We start from the raw sequence: 19142 nt of genomic DNA on the forward strand, positions 1-19142 counted from the left end.
TGTTGGCTCGATTTTTTGACCTTTCAGTTTACTAAGGTCAGACTCTGTTTTCCTATTCTGAAATGATGGATGCTGCAGTATCTTTCCATCTATTCATCAGGAATTGAAAGACTATGCTGTTTTAAAAAAGTCAGTTTATCCCAGTATCCCCTCTGGAAAATAATCTTATCATCCACAACATGAAAAAAGCCGCATCCCCGCAATCCAAGGGGATCTTTCCACTCCAGAATGGCCCACTCACCATCTTCAAAGATATTTTCCACTATGCAGACCATCTCAGCCCGGGCAAACTCTTCCTCAAACATTTTACGGATCGCTTCTTTACCTTCTATGGGTGTATTAGGGACCTGGTGGTTAACAGCAGTCCCATCATACATTTCTGCAAGTCTGGTAGTGTCTGCATTGTTAAAGGCGTCAACCCATTTTTCCACGAGTTCTTTTGGACGCATATTACTCTATTTTCCAAGTTCACTTCAGCATTTATTATTTTTAATCAATGGAACATCAGGAAGATTTTGATAGACTTCATTGTAGTCTTTGTACTTACTCAGAACGTCCACAACAACCGGAAGCGGTTCTGCCCATATTTCCGGAAGATCAGCTTCTCCTTCAATCTTTATCTTGTATGCCAGTTGTTCATGTGGAGGATTGAATTGGGCATTCACTCCTTCCTTGTTTCCTCTTGCATCTATCCGATACCATTCGATATCTTCAAGATATACTGCATTAAGAGCATGCAAACAAAATGGTTCCTCATCGTTATCTATGCTCAGGCGCTGGTAGCAGATACCTGTAGGTATCGAATTAGCTCTGAGAAGAGCTGCCAGAAGGTGACTTTTGGCATAACAGTAACCTGTACCGTATTCCAGAACTTCGGAAGCTTTCAGGGTAACTGGGTTCAGCTGATAGTCGTAGCTGTGTTTTATTTCATCCCTGACAAATTCGAAACAAAGTCGGGCTATCTCCACTGGGTCCTGAATGTCTCCTGCGATTTCTTCTGCCTTCTCCTTGACGATGGAATGATTGAAGTCGATAATGGATGTTGGTCTCAGATAATCTTGCATTTCTGTCATAACGTATCAAGCTCCTTACAAGAGAATTTCATCATTTTAGAAAAAATATACGGCAAAACAATTACTGACTAAAACAAGGTGAAAGAATCGGGTATTATTTACTCGATTCTCTCTGTTTAAAGCAATACGATGCTTATCATCAAACATGTTTTAATCGTATCTTAATGCATCGACAGGATTAAGCTTTGAAGCATTTTTTGCCGGCATAAAGCCTGCTATCAATCCGACTATTATTGAAACAATAGTAGCTATTATAGTTGCCTTCAAACTTAGAGTAAATTCAAATGGGACTCCCAGTTTCATTGATACTGCCAGCACTATAATCTGTACTGCTGTAATTCCGACAATGATACCAATAATCCCTCCGACCAGTCCTATTAAGGCTGCATTGCAAAGGAAGATTGCAAGTATATCTTCATTCCGGGCACCGATAGCTTTCATTATACCGATCTCTTTTGTTTTTTCAAGGACAGAGGTAAACATCGTATTTGCCACACCTACTGAACCCACAAGCAGAGATATACCTGCAATAAAGGCAAGGAATGCTGTTAGTCCTGTCACTATCGTACGTGTTCCCTTTACATAATTCTCTGGTGAAAAGATGTAAAAGTCCTTATTGTCTTTGTTTACCCGTCTTGAAAGCAGCATTTTTTGTTCCATGTCATCAACAGTAGATTTTACATCTGTGCCTTCGTGGAGCTTGACTTCAATATAGTCATATTCCTTCTCAGTTTTGTCTGTGTCTCCCCGGACATTATAGACATCTTCGTATGGCATGTAAATACTACTGCCGAACATACCGGTTATTCCTCCAAGTAATCCTTTTTTCTTTTCAAGGATGCCCACCACACGGTAGTAATTTCCATTTAAGGGAATCATCTGGTTAAGCATTATTTTTTTGTTCTTGAAAGCTTCATTTGCCAGTGAATCGGATATAACAACAACGTTCCTATCACCGGGTTTTAGTATACGTCCCTGGGCGATCTTCTCTGTGGTCATATAAGACCATACCTTTGGGTCAACACCGGTTATTGCTACCGTTGTCACTTCAGATCCAATCTTTATTGGTGTGTATGTTTCGACCAATACACCGATATACTGTACCTCCGTTATTCTTTTCAGGGTCTGGACATCTTTTTTGGTTAATTTACTACTGGTATCGGAATCACTTGTTTCGTTTTCCGAAACATAGTCTTCTTCTTCAGTACTAAAAGGCGTATTCGGAACAATAGTGATTACACTGCTACCCAGGTCTTCCAGAGTACCAGTAACCTGATCCTGGAAGTAGTCTCCTATTGTGACGACTGTCATAACAGAGGCTATTCCAATGATAATACCAATGATGGTCAGCCAACTTCGAAGTTTGTTGGCCTTGACCATATTCAGTGATATTTTGAAAATTTTTGCCGGTTTCATTTAAACACACCCGGTTAATGTGGATCATCAGGCTTTCTTCTTCTTGTAGAATAGCAATCCTGCAACTCCAATTATCAGGAGACCACCGATTAGCCAAGTGCTCAAGATGCTTTTTCCAGCAGATTTCCCGGGATTGACAGGTTCTGATGCAAATACGGACAATTCCTTGTCCTGCACATTTCTTTCCCCGTCACTTGAGGTATAAGATATCAGGAATTTTAAAGGCAGGGATTCGTCGTACCTGTCAGGTGTAAGACTAAAATCTGTCAGGGTATAGTCTCCTTTCTGGAGGCTGCCGACTACAACGGAATTGGAACCGCCGTTTGTGGCCCATCCTTCCTGTTCGGGAACAGAAACTGTTATTGAATTTGCTTTATTATTTCCGATATTTGAAACTGAAAAAGAATAGTCACCAGTTGCTGTCTGTTCTGTAAACACAATGTCAAATTCAGTTGTACCACCTACATAGATTCCTGCTTTACTTTCAATGGTCTTACGTTTCTGGTTTTCCAGTGTTCCGGCTTCGGTAATAGTTTTCAGTTCTTCAACATCATCGTATACAAGTTTCATGTCAAGCTTGTAGAGTCCTGGAACTGTGTTGACATTCGTCATTACTTCAAAGTTAACAGTCACATTTTCGTCAACATCTATGAAATTTATATACTTCACATTGCTTGAGCCTACTGGAAGTATAATGTCATTTGTACTTTCCCAGGAAAACATGGCATTTTTCAGAGGAGAATTTCCTACATTTTTAATTATAAAAGACATGTTTGTCTTTTTTCCCGGAACCAGCTTTTCAAGGCTTAGAGATTCGATCTCGGCATTTGATTCACTGTCAATATAGATATTGAATTCTCGGGATACACAGACTTTATCTTTTTTCCCACTCTCATAGACCTGTACTTCCAGAGGATACTGGCCTTTGTTGACATTGTTATCAACAAGGACTTCGAATTTAACAACCTTGCTTCTTTCATCCACGTAACGCTTTCCCAGAGTGCCAATGTTGTCAATCAGGCCATGTCCCGAAATTTCCTTGAAAGGATATTTTGGTACAAGTTCAACAATCACATTTTTCTTTTCATTTGATCCCGTATTTTGAATGGAAAAACTTACTTCAAGTACATCACCAGGCTTTACGGGGTCTGGTTTCTGGTTGAGGAGGTCTATTGTCAGTCCTGCGTTAAGATTACTTACAGCCATAGCACTTTGTATAAGTGGTGCTGAGACTATGAAGCATAAGATCAATATTTTTAATACTTTTTTTAAATCCATTAACTATCACCATTTAATTTCATTTCCGTTGTTTGTAGTTTCAATCAAGTCTTCATTGATTTCATCGTGAATGATTTCCCCGTCTTTCAGAACAATATGTCTATTTGCATATTGTGCAAGATCAAGATCATGGGTAACCATAACCACAGTTTTTCCTTTCTCTTTCCAGAGTTTGCGAAGAATTCCCATGACTTCGTTTCCGGTCTTACTGTCCAGTGCGCCTGTAGGTTCATCTGCAAGAATAAGTTCAGGATCACATGCTAGTGACCTGGCAATAGAGACACGTTGTTGCTGCCCGCCTGAAAGCTGGCTGGGCCTGTTGTTCAGCTTATCTGAGAGCCCTACCATTTCAAGAACTTCTTTTGCTCTTTCCAGGGCAATGCTATCTTCTATTTCCTGCATCTCAAGAGGGAGAAGAACATTTTCAAGGGCTGTCATTCCCGGTATCAGGTTGTACTGCTGAAAAATAAATCCGATAGTTTTTCCTCTGAGTGTGGAAAGATCGGACTCTTCCATTTCAGAAATGTTTCTTGACTTAAGGAAAATCTGTCCTCTTGAAGGAACATCAAGACAGCCCACAAGGTTCATCATTGTGGATTTTCCGCTTCCTGAAGGTCCGATGATAGCTACGAATTCTCCATTGTCTATTGAAACATTCAGATCCTGAAGGGCATTAACCTGCACTTCTCCCATCTGGTAGATTTTCCAGACATCCTTAAAAGTGATCAGTTGTTCTGGCATGAACCACTATAAACGCTATCAGGTATAAGAGCGCAAAGTAGGTAAGAAATATAGTTGAAAAATATAGTTCAACTACCTTTTATTTATATACTAAAGCAGATATAGAAGCTGCCATGGTTTTTGATGTTGCTAATTCTTTATTGGCACAGGAAGTCATTGGTATATCGACAGATATAGTGTCTGAGTATACTGCGGCACAAATACTGCTTGACATTGTGTTATATTCGCTCATATCAGTCCTTGCACTGCTGATATTTACAGAAGTGTCCAAGCTGTATAATGCCAGCCGGTATGGAGGCTTGAAGCATTTCAAAAATGTTTTTCTTTTTTTTGGTATTGGATATTTTTCCAGTCTTATGATAGTATTTTTGTTAGCTGCAATGAAGTATTCGAATGATGCTTTAATACTGCTCCTGGCTCTTATGTGTGCTTTTTTGCTGGTAGTGGTGGTTGTTTCTTTGTGGCTGGCAAAAGCACATCTTCTTTATGCAATACTATGGAGGTCGATCGATAATATCTCTACGAAAAAAAGGTTCAAAATATTATCATTTGCAGCTCTTATGTTTTTCATTTTGATTGATGAGATAATCTACGGGATACTTCTGGAACACTTTTACTATGGAATAATTTATAAAACAATAATTTTTATATTGATATTATTGATGATAAGGCACAACCAAAGATTATCGGGTAGGATAGGACATATAACCCATCCGTATTATCTTGGGCTCATATTGTTGTTAACATTGAACTTTTTGGGTTCCATCATGGATTATCCTTTAATGGACTATTTTCTTGCTGAATCAATAATTAATTCACTGACGATCCTGGTATATTTAGTGATTTTTACAGGAATTCGAAAATGGACTCGCATTCTAGCAATTTAAAGCCCTTCCAGAAAAGAAGCAGGCTGGAAATTATAAGAGATATACTCAAGGTTATCCGCGAGTCCAACAATACCATCAGTCCAACAAAACTTCAGAGATTATCAAACCTGTCTTTCCAGATGTTTGAGGAATATGTAGGAGACCTTGAGGAAAAAGGGCTCATTGTTGCCATACCATATAAGGAAAAACGCAAAATCTATTCCCTGACAGACAGGGGCAGAAATTTTCTTGATAAATATGAGGATTTTGTGGCTTTCCTGGCTGATTTCGGGTTATAATCCTCATTTTCATAGCTCACAAATATATTTCAAATTTTTTCACTTTTATATCAGTAAGATATCTGACAGATTTTTGTAAAACTCATCTTAGTTCTCATACTTGCTTAAAACTTCAACAACAGGAAGTCACTCTGCCCATGTTTCTGGAAGATCCGTTTCCCCTTCAATCCTTGTCTTGTATGCCAGCTTCTCATGTGGAGGATTAAATTGGAATTCACTCCTTCCTTATTTCCCCTGGCATCCATCCGATGTCTTCAAGGTAGACTGCATTGAGAGCATGCAGGTAGAATGGTGTTCCTTTATCATCCCTACTCAGACGCTGGTATCCATGTCGACCTCTTTTTTAGCACATTGTAAATTGGTAAAATATATAATGTTCACATTATCCAACAAAAGCATTTGATTAAGCTTCATTGATGTTTTCCGTATGGTTTACTCACTAGCTCGCATTGCCATGATTCCGCTGGTTGTAAGCAGTATTCCTGGGAGAATCCACATCCAGAAAAATAAGAGAATTCCAAGTATACCGGCTGTCAGCATTAATTTTCCTCCTTTTCTCCGATCTGTTTTAGCAACAATTCCACCGGCAATTCCCATCAAACTCAATAATATTGTTATTGTACCAATACCCAACATTATCACGAAAGGATTAGAATATCCAAAAACCGTGGAAGTAACATACATCATAGTTCTCCCTCCCGGCCAGATATTAACCAGTGTGACATAAAATATGAAAGCAGCTATGACGCTACCCAAAAAACCGCCGCAAACTCCAAATATTGTCTCAGCCCTTGTTTTCATGATATTTTTTCCTCGTTATTCTGGTCTGTATATAATTTCCTATCTATCAAGATTTCTGGTGTTCACTAAAAAATAATTTTATAATATTAAGCAATTTACTTATTGCTTATGGTCATAACGTCCAACTCATATTCTGCATAGCAGAAGCACACTTTAGAGTCAGAATTGAATGAGATAACATAAATTGGATTTGACAGCCACAAAATATTTATAAAATCTTGATAAAAATTAGTGTAAAGTTGATAGACATAACAAATAAGGTGTACAATGTTCAATGAATCTGATAGGATATTCTGGAAAAAACGGCATAAAAGAACAATGATATTGTTTTTATTAGTTACTGTATTGTTGTCTGGATATGCAAGCGCTGAAACTGAAGAATTTGAGGAGTATACAGAAGACTCTCATTTCATAGCCAGCAGAGGTGCTTTTATAGATACAGTTGACCAAGAATGGAAGAAAACAATTGTTGATTGCTGGGCAAGTCTCCCCGATTCCTTTTCTTATTACAAATTTGATAAAGCTATACATTCTTTTTCATGCAATAATGAGTTCATAATAGTTGATTTAAGCTCTGAGCACAAAGGAGAGATCAACGATTCCAGAATCGATCACCTGTATAAGAAAATAGAAGTTCATTGTGAAGAAAGTACAGGTTTCAATGAAGTTCCTGTTGTTTTCATGTGGGCAGAAGATGAAGAAGATCTGATATATGAATACGATCCAGATGCATTTCAAAAGGCAAAGAACAGTTCCAGATATGTAGCTGCCAGAGGAATTGTCCCGCTATTCACTGATGAGGATGAATGGTTGGAGTGGTCTGAGAAAGTTCATGAAGCCAGGTATATTTTTGATCTGGAACCTTATTTTCTCTCGCAGGGTGGCCCTCTTTTGTCATATGGATTCAAAAAGTATAGTGGATATGTTGAGGTAGGAGTCAATAAAGAGACACCGAATATTGTTAATGATTCATCTCTAAGCGAGGTATATCAGATAATTGATGAACACTTTGAAGATGCAGGCATAAGTAACATTCCGGTTGTTTTTGTGTGGGACATGCCAGTGCAATTAGATGAAGCTCTAGCAGAGGAACCTGTTCCAATAGAATACGATTCTGAAAGTGAAACTGCACAAAATGATGATGCTTCTACACAATCAACATTAGGTTTCACGTCAATTATGATCATTTTATGCATATTGATATTGATCAGAATAAGAAGGTAAATTTAATATACCTTCTCCAATTAATTAAAGAGCTTTAATCTCCTCATGATACAGAAGAGTACTTAATAGTTTTTTGATGATTAATCCTAAATTTTCATTTCAGGATTAACAAAAATTATATTGCATAATAAAGTCATTCTATATAGTGTATGCAAAAAGGATACATTGGCATAATTGCAATTATCGGCATATCCTTAGTCATTTCCTTTGTAGTATCTCCAACATCACCTGATCCAGAGAATGGCACTATAGGCTATTTCATGAAAAACAATGACAATGTAAATCATACAGTAACAGTAGAAATACTCGACTTAGGAAATGTCTCTAAATTCAACCAAACATATAATGTAGCTCCGGATGAAAATTGAAACCAGTTCCTGTCAGTCTAAAAAAAGCCACCTATATGTACGAAGTAACCTTGGACAATAATATAATAAAGAGACAAGTCACAGGAGAATATCCTGAAGATCTAAGCCTGGAGTTCCTGATCATTGAGATTAACGAATATCCAGAAGAACCATTAGAACTACATATGACCATTGCGTAGGATGTGTGGATTTAGTATTTAGTAAAAGACATGCTACAAAGAAATTCAATACTTTTTTTAGCCTTCTTGATTATCGCAGGATTTCTGGGAGTAGCTGCCTGTCTCATTCAAGTAAACTACTTTGATTGAAAGCCAGGAAGATTACCAGCAAAAGCTGATAAAATTTCAAAAAGCATATTCTGAAGAGATTCCTTCCAGTCTCTCATAACTACGCAAACAAAGAAATTTGAAGAAATATGTGGATTGTAAGGTAATTGAAAAAAGAAAAAGAAAAGACCCTCACACGAGGTCTTTCAGGTGGAACTGGTATTTACCGAGCTTTCCGCCATAGTTTCCTGCTGTTATCTTTGAAACGCCAGGAACTGCGATAGCTGCTTCAATACCTGCTTTTGTAGCTTTCTGGATAGAATCCTCGTCAAGGCCGTTGATGACAAGTTCGTATACTGCTTTTACACCTTCAGGTATCTGGGTGTCTTCAACCTTGTCCCTGATGGATGGGCAGAACTTCTCGTTTGCTGTTGCTTTCATGAACTTGTAGTTGTTGAAACCTGCCTTGGAACCACTGGCGACGATTCCGCCTGGGAATGGAGTGATGGTGCCTTCAAGGTCCTTGATAGCGTCCACTGCAACCTCTGCTGCTGTGAGTGCTGTCATCTGGCTGTCACCGAAGATGAAGAAGTTACCACCTGCGATACCTGCAACAGCACCGATGTTCTCTTCTACGAGGAAATCGCCTTCCATGATTGGGATGCTGTACATCTTGCGGCCACCAACTTCAGTCTCGGATTCCATACCGTCACCGAAGAATTTGAGTTTGAAACCTACGTTAAACTGCTTCTCTGCATCTGGAAGACCATTGAAGACAGCTGTGGTTGGTGCCGTAAGCACACACTGTCCGAGGCGCTCAAGTAACTGGTGTTCAAGTGATTCGTATCCGAAGGTGCAGATCTGGATGTAAACACCAGGTCTTCCGTCAGGTGTCTCATCAGGACCCACGAACTTTTCAATACCTGCTTCTGCAGGGCACATGATAACAGATGTACCGAATCCTGTTGCTTCCAGGGCGGCTATCTCTGCCCAGCGTTTTGTAGCTGCGGTTATGAGAACCCTTGCAATCTTGATCGGAAACGCTTCTGCGAAAGTATCTTCAATTTCTACTCCGTTGATTTCCATGATAATCCCTTATTCCAGGCTCAAGTTCAGGTTTGAACCTGCCTTTTGCCTTGCTTTTTAAACTTGCATAAACTCAATGTTTGAGCTCGTTACATCTATAACGTAACCACTCAGCAATATTAGAATACAATGACAGTACATATAATCTTCGAAAAGCCGGTTTTACTTGCCGCCGGAGTTATTATAGGTCTTCTCGAACAGTGCGAACATTTCCCTGTCCATTTCTCTGTATTTTCCAAGTTCTAAAACAGCTTCGTTCACAAAGACCTTGAGGTTATTCCGATTTGACAGGCTGGCGAGCGTCTTTGATGACCTGGCAGTAGATTCCACCATTTGCTCCCTTATTGAGGCCCTGCACAATTCCATGATTGAGACCACTGACCGGGATGCCTGCTCTTTCATTTCTTTTTCCGAGGCAAGTATACAGAAATATTCTATATGAGGGATCACATAGGAAACCTTTGCATCCGAATGTCGCCTCGCGGCAACAATTCCTATGTCTTTCAGGGAATCCGTCACATCAAGATAGGAACTTTCCCCGAATATTTCCCCGATATCTTTCAGTGCTGCAACAGCCTTTGGAAGTGAGTCATTTTTCTTCCTGTCGGATGATTCCTGCACGTCTTTGATACATATATCCCTCAGGGTGGTGATTATCTGCTTCTCAAGGTGTTTCAGCTTGTTCTCCTTAACCGTAGCAGCAACATCCACAAGCGCGGTACGTACATATTCCAGTGTATCGATATCTTCTTTGGATGCTGCATCAATGGCAATTATCTTTAAAAGGGCAACAGACTTCTCGGCAGCTTCGATCATTTTGAATCTTGCGGCTCTCTCACCGATCTTTCCGCTGGCTTTAGCAAATTTATGTCTTGGAGAGGAAATTGTCTTTTTATTCAGGACATTGTAAAGGTCGTTTGTAGTTTCGGCTCTTCTGACCAGTTCAATTTTTCCAAGTGCCGGGAAAAAACTTCTGTCCATATGCCATTTAAAGAAGTTGTGAAGGTATTCAATTGTCTGCAATGTCGTTTTTTCCATGCTCTTTTCCATACAAACACAGGCTATGGTTTCAAAAGCATCTATGATTTCGATTATCAGATCCCTGTTCTTCTCATCTTCTGCCAGCATGGCAATCCCGTAAAGGTGTGCGTTCAGATGCCTGATGATCAGGGAAGTGTTCTCATGACCCTGTATCAGGTCCGAACCATAAGTACTGAGAGCACGTATGCCTCTGGTAGCTGTGAGTGTATCATCATTCCTTATAGCTCCCCGAATGATATCGACAATGGGCTGAAGTGGATCAACACCTGCTTTTCCTGAATCTATTTTCCGGTAACTTTCGTTCATCTCATAGACATTCATATCTCTGGTGATGTCAATGAACCTTTGAGTAACCGCCTCACCTCTCAAATGGTCTGCAAAGAGGAATCCGATAATTGACAGGACGAGAGAGGCAATCATTACAATTATTATTCCCGTAATGTTGGGTGCACCCAGAGAATGCATTATTGACACTGCAAGCGCGAATGCTCCAAGAGTGTATGAAAACATGTCAGCAAGTATATCTTTCTTGCCCGGGAGCCAGAGGCATATTATCCAGAATATTGCAAAACAGACTGCAAGAATGACATTATTGTTAAAATAGCTCATTTCCTGAGCCGTAAGCAGATTTGTAAGGAAAGCAAGCTGTACGACAAATGCGCCTAATGCCAGATCTGCGCCAATATCCTTGAGTCCTATCTTCAGGTGATTCTTTGCAACAATGTCAACAAATAGAAAAACTGTAGTAACACCCATTATCAAGGCAGCGTCAACGATATCAGTTATCAGGATCTGCATGAAGATATAAATGTCATTGGTATTTATATAAATTAAGGAAGATTTTCCATTTATGAAGAAGAATACTAACTCTTAAGGTACATTATAATATAATCCACCCATGTATGTAAAGATTGTACATATATACAAATTCATTTTAAAAAGCGGTTTTGTAACTACTTTTGTAAAATGAACTTTAATAATGATGAATTATGTCTTTTGATTGCCTGGCTCTGGAGAATTATTGTAGGTCTTTGAGCCGGTAATCATAATTCAATGCTTCTTTAATGCGATTTGGATCCCATTTTAAACTAATCAGCCTTGTTTTTCCATAGCGCCCCCTGCTTCTGTGGAATGCAGAAATGATATCCTGCATGTCAAATTCAGATATTATCTTTGAGACGCTGGTTCTTCCAAGAGGATTGATTTCAAGTTTTGTACAAAGATTCTGGTATTCCGCTACAACCTGTCCTGTAGTTATTTTGTCATCAGGTATTTTTAGAAGCCTTACAACACTTAAAAGAACCAATTTTTGGTGTATTGGCAATTTCTTTAAAGCACTGATTCCACTTTCGGTTTTCAATTCATCGTTTGCAAGAAAAACATGTTTATCATTCAAGAAATCCTCTTTCTTTCTTTCCGCAATTTCCCCTGCTTTCTCTAAAAGTTTGATTGCTTTGTAGGAATAACCATTCTTCCGGGAGAGTAAAATGCATGTTGGTATTACATGTTCATCAATTATCTCTTCCTTGAAAGCAATAGAAGATCGAGCTTCCAGAATTTGTTCCATTTCTTTCTCGTTATAAGGGGGGAAAATCATTTCCTTGTAATTAAAAGACTGAACAAGGATTGAAGGTAATTTTTCCGGGAAAAAAAGGTCATTCGAGATTCCAATAATCCCTATATGCACATCATTTCCGATGCACATTTTTTCTCCAGCCTGGCTCAGAGAGAGCAGAACATCGAAGTTTTTCAACATTTCTATGTCATCAAGAACTATGATAATGGATATCTGTTTTTCATTCAGTGCCTGCCAGAGAATGTTGTAGTATTCATTCAAAGATAAACCGGTTTTAGGAACTTGCAACTCGGGGCTTACCTGATGAACAATTTCAAGAATTATACGACTGGTTGTGTTTGTGACACCACAATTAAGAAAAATGACCTTGGCACTTATATTATCTTTTGCTGCAATACCAGTGAACTCCTTAATTACATACTTAACAACACTTGTCTTGCCAACACCTTTTTCCCCTAGGATCAATCCATTTCCCGGAACTCCTTTGTGAAGAGCAGGCTCAATCTGCTTTGCAATTTCCTTGATTTGCTGATCTCTTGCAATCAATTTATCAGGAAGATATTGTTCCGAAAGAACTGCTTTTTTTTCGAAGATGCTGGATTCGACGTTAAATATCTCACTCATAGGGATCACCTATTGAATCAAGGATAAAAAGTTGGGTCAAGAACCTGACAATTTGTGTGTGGCAAAATGGAGGAATGCCAAAGTTTTGATTCTTTTCTCACCCAACTTTTTATAAAACTCACTCGTTGTTCATTCAATTGACATGTAGTCCTTTATTTCATTACTCACTTTCATATATAGTTGCATATACTCATCAGTTGGCCGCATCTCATATTCTGAGTCTACCAGATAGCACTCGCTGAATGGTTTTCCCTCCGGTGCTGCATTTAGCATATTCTCATATTTTGAGTAGATCTTTCCGATAATATAATTTGCTTCATCTGCAGATAGATCCGTAGCCATATGGGCAACTTCTCCCATAAACCTTGATTCAAGACCTGTGGAATGATCGGCACCTGCACCACGTGCACCTACTGGTCCAACCAGAACATCTCTGCCGCTAACCGTATCTCCTATTGCCTGGGCAGCAGTTTCGTAAAACATCATGTCAGTGCAGCATCCTCCAAGGTTCCAGTAGTATCTTCCTGTATAATGATGAAAGTTTCTGGAAATTGCAATTGATGAAAGGTTGGATGCCCAAAGGATTTCCTTTGTTGAAGAAGAATTGGTATTTATATGTACAGCACCTGACAAATGCAGGTTTGCCCCTGTCACCACTTTTGATTGTATGGTTTCTGCAACGTCAATAATAGCAAGACCTGCAGGAGATCCAATACTTGGTCCTCCAAATATCGGACATTGCCCGGTGAGGAAATTGCCACCTCTTTCTATGTGAAAAATAGATTTATAAAATGTTTCAAAGTCTGTCTTTAGTTCATCAAGCTGATAGACTTCCTGAACATCAGAAGGTGAATACAGTTTGTCTGTTGATACAAGCATGTATGCCTGAGATATGGTCGGTGTACCTGGTCCCATCAATGTCATACCTTCTCTATTCGCAAGTTCTGTGGCAAGCCTTTCCAGTCTTGCTTCTTTCAATGCTGCCAGCATCTCCATAGGGGTTTTGCCTTGTATACTCTTGTGACCCATATTCTCGATTGCACCGGCATAAATTCCCTGAACAATAGGCTCCTTTGCAGAACTGAGATGCACCTCTAAAAAATTCTCTTCAGAGACCGTACCTCCCATAGGTCCGCCAATTATGATTGGTGGTTCCGTATCCTGCATGTACCTGTTCGGAACAAGAACTTTTTCCCTGAGGCGACCGATTTCCAGTGTCTCTGTAGATTTGGTAGCTTTGCGTATGTCCTCTTCATCGATTTGGATTGACTTATTTGTGTCAATACAATAGATTCCGATAGATGTCAACAATTCAACTGCGGCTTCAAATACTGAGTCAGCCATTGAATAATCTGTAGGTACAAAGGTATTTGGATCGTACTCGATTTCATATTTTTTTGCTAATTCTTCAGATTTCATGAAAATTGACATATCATGCTGATTTTCACTTTTTTTGTCACCTGTCATTGCATATTTCAAGTATTTGTAGACATCACTCATGATTTCACCTGCTTGTCTTTATACTACCGCTTTTCACATAGAGCAATTTGTACATTTCTTCCATGTGCCGTAATTATACCATTTTTCACATGGAAATATATATACATTTCCACGTGATATAAAAACACCTATTTTCACATGGAAATGTCTAAATTTAATTCAAAAATATACTTATTTCAAATACTCATTTTATACAAACTATTGTACAGTCTGTAAACATTACCTACAGTTTCAACTATGGTTTTCTATCTAAATATCAAAATTTGTTACTCCCGCTTTTTTGGTTCAGGCCTGTGAGAGCGGGTAGCCGGGAATCATCAGATTCCCAGTTTCTCACGTTTGTCTTCGATGTGTTCCATCATTAAGTCAACTGCTTTGGAAGCATCAGTTTCAACATTCAACAATCCACCGGTGATTTCCTTACAATCTTCAGTGAGCAGTTTTACCAGATCAGGTCCCCCGGTCACGGTTGGTACCGGATTCACGTGTGTGTGAAGGCCGAGTGCAAGTGCAAATACGGCATCTATAGTTGCTTTCTGTTCCATGTATTCAGGAGCTGTGGCAACAACCGGAAGGTCGGGCAATGGTACTCCTCCCAGCCCGTCCGACACTGCAGCGAGCAGGTCAGCCAGTCTGCCGGTATCTGTACATGTACCATAACTCAGAACAGGAGGTATTCCGAGCGCCTCGCAAATGCTTTTGAGACCAGGACCGGCATATTCTTTTGCTTCAGGGCTGCACAATCCTGCAACCTGTACGGCGCCATTTCCACATCCCATTGAAAGCACCAGTACATCGCGCTTTATCAGCTCCTTTACTACATTGACTGTGTGTGTATCATGTCCGGTGTCCCTGAGAGTTGTACAGGAAACCATGCCTGCTACCCCTCTTAGTGTTCCATCCTTTACGGCATCAAGCAGGGGATCGAGTTTGCCACCCAGTGCATCAAGAATGCTTTCAGTGGAAAAACCCACAACAGCTTCTCTTAAAGGCAGGCCTGTGACCGCTGATACGGATGATCTTCTCTCCCTGAAATTATCAATTCCCATCTGAAGGAGTTTGCCAGCCTGCTCTTTTGCCTTTTCAGGAATGTAGTCTATCCGCTCCGTGATTCCCTCGAATGAAATCAGATCGCTCACGGGTATGAGCTTGAATTTATATTTCTCGGCGTAAAGAGGATCAATAGGCATGGAGCAGTTCATATCGGATACAAAGACATCCACACAGCCACTGGCAAGTATTGCTTCCTGCATGATCCAGTTTCCTGTAAATCCATAGAACACATCATCCATCTCCCATCTCTGGATCATTTCCTGTCCTGTCTCGATGTTGGCAATGATTCGAAGTCCCTTTGAGCCAACCTTTCTTGCCTTGTCCTGCCATTCCTGCTCCCTTGCAAGCTGCACCATGGCAAAGCCAAGGAAAGGTTCGTGGCCGTTGGGCAGTATATTAACGTAATTGGGGTCAAGTACACCCAGGTCCACCCGCATGTTATGCGGTCTGGGAATACCGTAGATAACATCCTGGCAGTATTCATTAACTATCTGGCTTTGGTAGGCCATTGCAATTGCAAGCTTCATTGCCTTGAGTGCCAGGCTGACGTAGTTACCATCAACGTTGGTCAGAGAGGAACTTGTTGCCCTCATCATTTCAGTATAGATACCACCAGGGAAAATATCAAGTTCTTTCCATAATTCCTGGCGCTCCTGAGGTGCAAGCATTTCGACTATTTTGCTTGGCTGCCCATATTCCCTGTTAAAATCATTTTCAACGAAATTACAAAAGTTCAGTGCAACATCATTTAAATCACCGTTTGCATCGATACCCAGCCTGCCTGCAAAGCTCCTCAGTTTTCCTTCCTCGCTGATTTTAAAAGGAGTTTCTCCTTTTGCGGTTGCTCTCAGGGTCTTTATTGTCTGGGTGGTATGATAGTGATATGTGGATGCTCCCATCACATTGCGTAAAAGCATCATACGCATTGCCATTCCATCCGCTGTAATACCACAAACCCCTCTCTTATCTTTTGCAGCGTCAGCACGACATGGTCCGTTGGAACAGAGGTCGCAACGTACACCTTGCTGGCAAAAAGTACATCTCCTGTCCGGGTTGCCTCCCAAACCCTGAGCCTCATATCGGTCCCAGACATTTGTCATACCGTCTTTTTTTATCTTTCTGTATACTGTTCGCACTGAGTCATGATATGATATTCTTTCATCTTCCACATTAATTCCCCACTGGTTTACTTTGATTCAAATCACTTTACCATAAACCTATGTGTACTTGGGGTAGTGTAGAATAAAAACTCTTTGGATATTAAGTCAGAACCGAAAGCTATCGTCTGGTCTTTTTCAGATTGACCCAGAAGATACTTCCGCTGCCGAGCGGATTGTCATCGACCCCGACATTTCCCTTATGAAGGTCAACGATTCTTTTTACGATAGCAAGTCCAAGGCCACTTCCTTTAACGCTGCCTTTATCTGCCTGCTTGAATCGCTCGAATATCCTCGGCTTATCTTCGTTACTGATACCGGGACCAAAATCAGTGATCTGAATTCTGCATTCGTCCCCTTGATCCGTAATACTGATAACTATTTTTCCTTTCTCAGGGCTATACTTGATAGCATTACTGAGCAGATTGATGAAGACTTCTTCGATAAGGGGGCTCACCATTACCATGCACTTGCATGTCGGATTGAATACGAGAGTAATATCTTTTTTATCAATATCGTTCCGGTAACCCCTTATTGTCTTTTCCATTATCGGTACGATATCCTGTTCTTCAAATCTGATATCATCCACAGATTCCAGTTTAATGAACTTTGCAGCCGATTTCATCATCTCAATTAGTTTCTCATTGTTCTTGTGGACCTTATTGAGTAGTTTCTTTTTGCCCGAATCATCCTCAAGGATGATTAGTTCCTCAGTGAATCCACGAATGATGTTGGCAGGATTGAGAAGGTCATGGGTGAGAATATCAGTGAAAAGAACCTTAAGTTCCGCAGTATCTTCGAGTTCCTTTGCGTATTTTTCCAGTCTCTCCTCATTTTCCCTGCGGCTGATTGATTCTGCAAGCACGTTGGCTACGGACTGGACAAAATGTATATCGTCTTCTGTGAACATTCGTTTCTGGGTCGTATGGACATTCATAGTTCCGAAAGGCTTGTCTTTGCAACCAATGAGCACATCCATACCGCTTACCATACCATGATCCCTGAGTAATGAATGACCGCTGAACTTGTCCTTTGTTTCACCGTCCTCAACAATGGATGATTCTCCATTGTACAAGGTATAGCAGAGTATGTTCTGTCCGTTGGCATTCTCTTTTTGGGAAAGTTCCTCGGTTTTTTCGTCTTCTTTTTCCCAGCCAATCCCTGCTAACATCACATAGTTTCCGTCATTTTCCTGTTTCATTATCCTGCAATATTCCACATCCAGTGTCTGTGCTACAAGTATGACAGATTCCTTCATGAGCAGGTCAAGGTCCATTCCTGACAGCCCCTGCTGGCCTAATTTTGCGACTGCTGCGTGCTGGCGTTCCCTCATCTTCAATATTTTTTCAACATTTTTACGTTCGGTGATGTCTTTTGAATGCCTTACAACCATAGTGACATGATGCTCATCGTCAAAAATAGGGGACAATTCGATAGCCTTTTTCTTTCCGTCAAGAGGGTCCTCAATTTCAAATCTCTTGCATTTGCCGGTGGTAAAGACCTCAAGCAAATGGCATGGCTCACATGGGGTGCTGCGCTTCATAAGGCAGTTATAACAGTAAGGATGCCCCTGTTTATCCACTGGGGGAACCGAATCACATTCTTTCCAGTTACTTGTCACAACACGCAGATCCCTGTCTATAACTACAACAAGGTCCTGGATCGAACTAAGTACTTTCCTGAGCAGGTCGAGCTGGAAGTTCTTTTCCTCCCCGTCTTTCATTTCATAACTTGAGATACCGATCCCTCTTTTTAGCTTGTTTTCATGTTAAAGTAGCATAACGGAGTTGTGTGACTGGTTAGTGCTGGAAAAAAGTTGTCCTGTTCTCTTATTTATACGTATCCGTATAAAAAGGAATGATGATGATGATGATAAATATACAGGTAGAGAAAGATCCCGGGATCAATATCAGACCTTTGTACCACAGTGTTTGCAGAAAAGAGCATCACTGTCGTGATCTGAATTCCCACATTGTGCACAGGTTCTTTCCGGCCCCGCTTTTTTTCTTTCTTCAATGGAAGCAAAACTGATTTCAGAGGTCACAATACCTGTCGGGACAGCTATTATGCTGTAACCGAGTATCATTATCACCGACGCCAGAATCCTCCCCAGAGGAGTCTGGGGGACTATGTCCCCAAAACCCACGGTTGTAAGAGTTACTATTGCCCAGAAGATACTGGTGGGTATGCTGGTGAAACCGTTTTCTTCTCCTTCTATGAGATACATCAGGGACCCGAGTATTATTACAAGGGTGATCACTGTGAACAGAAAGACTGTGATCTTCTGCCTGCTGGCACGCAGGGCCTTGGAGAGCATTTCCGCTTCACTGACATAATGGACCAGCTTGAGGACACGGAATATCCTCAGTACTCTCAGCACCCTGATAACAAGCAGGAACTGGCTGCCGGGCAGGAAGAGACTCAAATACGTAGGTACTATTGCCACAAGGTCGACGATTCCAAGCGGACTGGTGGCATACCTGATCCTGTCCCTGACGCATATAAGGCGCAGAAAATATTCTATGGTGAAAATAATTGTGAAGAACCATTCAAGGTAATAGAGAATCTCACCGTAAACTTCTCTAATGGAGTTGATGCTGTCCAGCATCACGACAAGGACGCTTAGAAGTATACTTATGATGAGCAGGATATCAAAATACTTTCCAGCCGGTGTATCGGCTTCGAAGATAATATCGTATATTGCTGCTCTCCACTTTGCGCCACCCGGCCTGTTATTCCTATTTGCGTTATTCGTTTCAGGCATGCTTTTTCC

At 40.5% G+C, this 19142-nt stretch carries 16 protein-coding genes; 3 read left to right on the forward strand and 13 right to left on the reverse strand.

The window, feature by feature from the left end:
- Positions 1–89: 89 nt before the first annotated feature.
- The 5 genes from V7O62_RS09105 to V7O62_RS09125 form a co-directional block, all read right to left on the reverse strand.
- Positions 90–449, reverse strand: a complete 360-nt coding sequence (locus V7O62_RS09105) for a nuclear transport factor 2 family protein (protein ID WP_406655983.1) — start codon at positions 447–449, stop codon at positions 90–92.
- 24 nt (positions 450–473) lie between these two features.
- Positions 474–1073: a transglutaminase family protein gene (locus V7O62_RS09110; RefSeq protein ID WP_406655984.1), complete on the reverse strand. Its 600-nt coding sequence runs from the start codon at positions 1071–1073 to the stop codon at positions 474–476.
- A gap of 150 nt (positions 1074–1223) precedes the next feature.
- Positions 1224–2489 carry an ABC transporter permease gene (locus V7O62_RS09115; protein WP_406655985.1) on the reverse strand — a complete coding sequence of 422 codons (1266 nt, stop codon included), beginning with the start codon at positions 2487–2489 and terminating at the stop codon, positions 1224–1226.
- A gap of 27 nt (positions 2490–2516) precedes the next feature.
- Positions 2517–3767, reverse strand: coding sequence for a COG1361 S-layer family protein (locus V7O62_RS09120; RefSeq protein WP_406655987.1), 1251 nt, complete (start codon positions 3765–3767; stop codon positions 2517–2519).
- 6 nt (positions 3768–3773) lie between these two features.
- Positions 3774–4508 carry an ABC transporter ATP-binding protein gene (locus V7O62_RS09125; RefSeq protein ID WP_406655988.1) on the reverse strand — a complete coding sequence of 245 codons (735 nt, stop codon included), beginning with the start codon at positions 4506–4508 and terminating at the stop codon, positions 3774–3776.
- A gap of 862 nt (positions 4509–5370) precedes the next feature.
- On the opposite strand from V7O62_RS09125, the gene V7O62_RS09130 reads away from it, so the two are divergent.
- Complete coding sequence (locus V7O62_RS09130) at positions 5371–5673, forward strand: winged helix-turn-helix domain-containing protein (RefSeq protein WP_406655989.1); 303 nt, start codon at positions 5371–5373, stop codon at positions 5671–5673.
- Between the two features lie 432 nt (positions 5674–6105).
- Here V7O62_RS09130 and V7O62_RS09135 read toward each other — a convergent pair whose 3' ends face one another.
- Positions 6106–6474 (reverse strand): hypothetical protein, encoded by a 369-nt coding sequence (locus tag V7O62_RS09135; protein ID WP_406655990.1) that lies wholly within the window; start codon positions 6472–6474, stop codon positions 6106–6108.
- A 348-nt stretch (positions 6475–6822) separates the two neighbouring features.
- On the opposite strand from V7O62_RS09135, the gene V7O62_RS09140 reads away from it, so the two are divergent.
- The gene (locus V7O62_RS09140; RefSeq protein ID WP_406655992.1) at positions 6823–7698 is read left to right on the forward strand and encodes a hypothetical protein; all 876 of its coding nucleotides are present in this window, start codon (positions 6823–6825) and stop codon (positions 7696–7698) included.
- A 149-nt stretch (positions 7699–7847) separates the two neighbouring features.
- Entirely contained in the window at positions 7848–8066 is a 219-nt protein-coding gene (locus V7O62_RS09145; protein WP_406655993.1) for a hypothetical protein, read from the forward strand.
- A gap of 458 nt (positions 8067–8524) precedes the next feature.
- On the opposite strand, the gene fhcD is transcribed toward V7O62_RS09145, so the two are convergent.
- The 7 genes from fhcD to V7O62_RS09180 all read right to left on the reverse strand — a co-directional run bounded on the left by fhcD (position 8525) and on the right by V7O62_RS09180 (position 19133).
- Positions 8525–9418, reverse strand: coding sequence for a formylmethanofuran--tetrahydromethanopterin N-formyltransferase (gene fhcD, locus V7O62_RS09150; protein WP_406655994.1), 894 nt, complete (start codon positions 9416–9418; stop codon positions 8525–8527).
- Between the two features lie 162 nt (positions 9419–9580).
- The gene (locus V7O62_RS09155) at positions 9581–11257 is read right to left on the reverse strand and encodes a hypothetical protein (RefSeq protein ID WP_406655995.1); all 1677 of its coding nucleotides are present in this window, start codon (positions 11255–11257) and stop codon (positions 9581–9583) included.
- A gap of 220 nt (positions 11258–11477) precedes the next feature.
- Complete coding sequence (locus tag V7O62_RS09160) at positions 11478–12659, reverse strand: Cdc6/Cdc18 family protein (RefSeq protein ID WP_406655996.1); 1182 nt, start codon at positions 12657–12659, stop codon at positions 11478–11480.
- 129 nt (positions 12660–12788) lie between these two features.
- Complete coding sequence (locus V7O62_RS09165; protein WP_406655998.1) at positions 12789–14159, reverse strand: monomethylamine:corrinoid methyltransferase; 1371 nt, start codon at positions 14157–14159, stop codon at positions 12789–12791.
- A gap of 317 nt (positions 14160–14476) precedes the next feature.
- Positions 14477–16381, reverse strand: a complete 1905-nt coding sequence (gene cooS, locus V7O62_RS09170) for an anaerobic carbon-monoxide dehydrogenase catalytic subunit (RefSeq protein ID WP_406655999.1) — start codon at positions 16379–16381, stop codon at positions 14477–14479.
- A gap of 109 nt (positions 16382–16490) precedes the next feature.
- Positions 16491–18092, reverse strand: coding sequence for an ATP-binding protein (locus V7O62_RS09175; RefSeq protein WP_406656000.1), 1602 nt, complete (start codon positions 18090–18092; stop codon positions 16491–16493).
- Between the two features lie 186 nt (positions 18093–18278).
- The gene (locus V7O62_RS09180; protein ID WP_406656001.1) at positions 18279–19133 is read right to left on the reverse strand and encodes an ion transporter; all 855 of its coding nucleotides are present in this window, start codon (positions 19131–19133) and stop codon (positions 18279–18281) included.
- Between the last annotated feature and the right edge of the window lie 9 nt (positions 19134–19142).

The sequence above is a fragment of the Methanolobus sp. ZRKC2 genome (assembly GCF_045291185.1).
Lineage (GTDB): Archaea > Halobacteriota > Methanosarcinia > Methanosarcinales > Methanosarcinaceae > Methanolobus.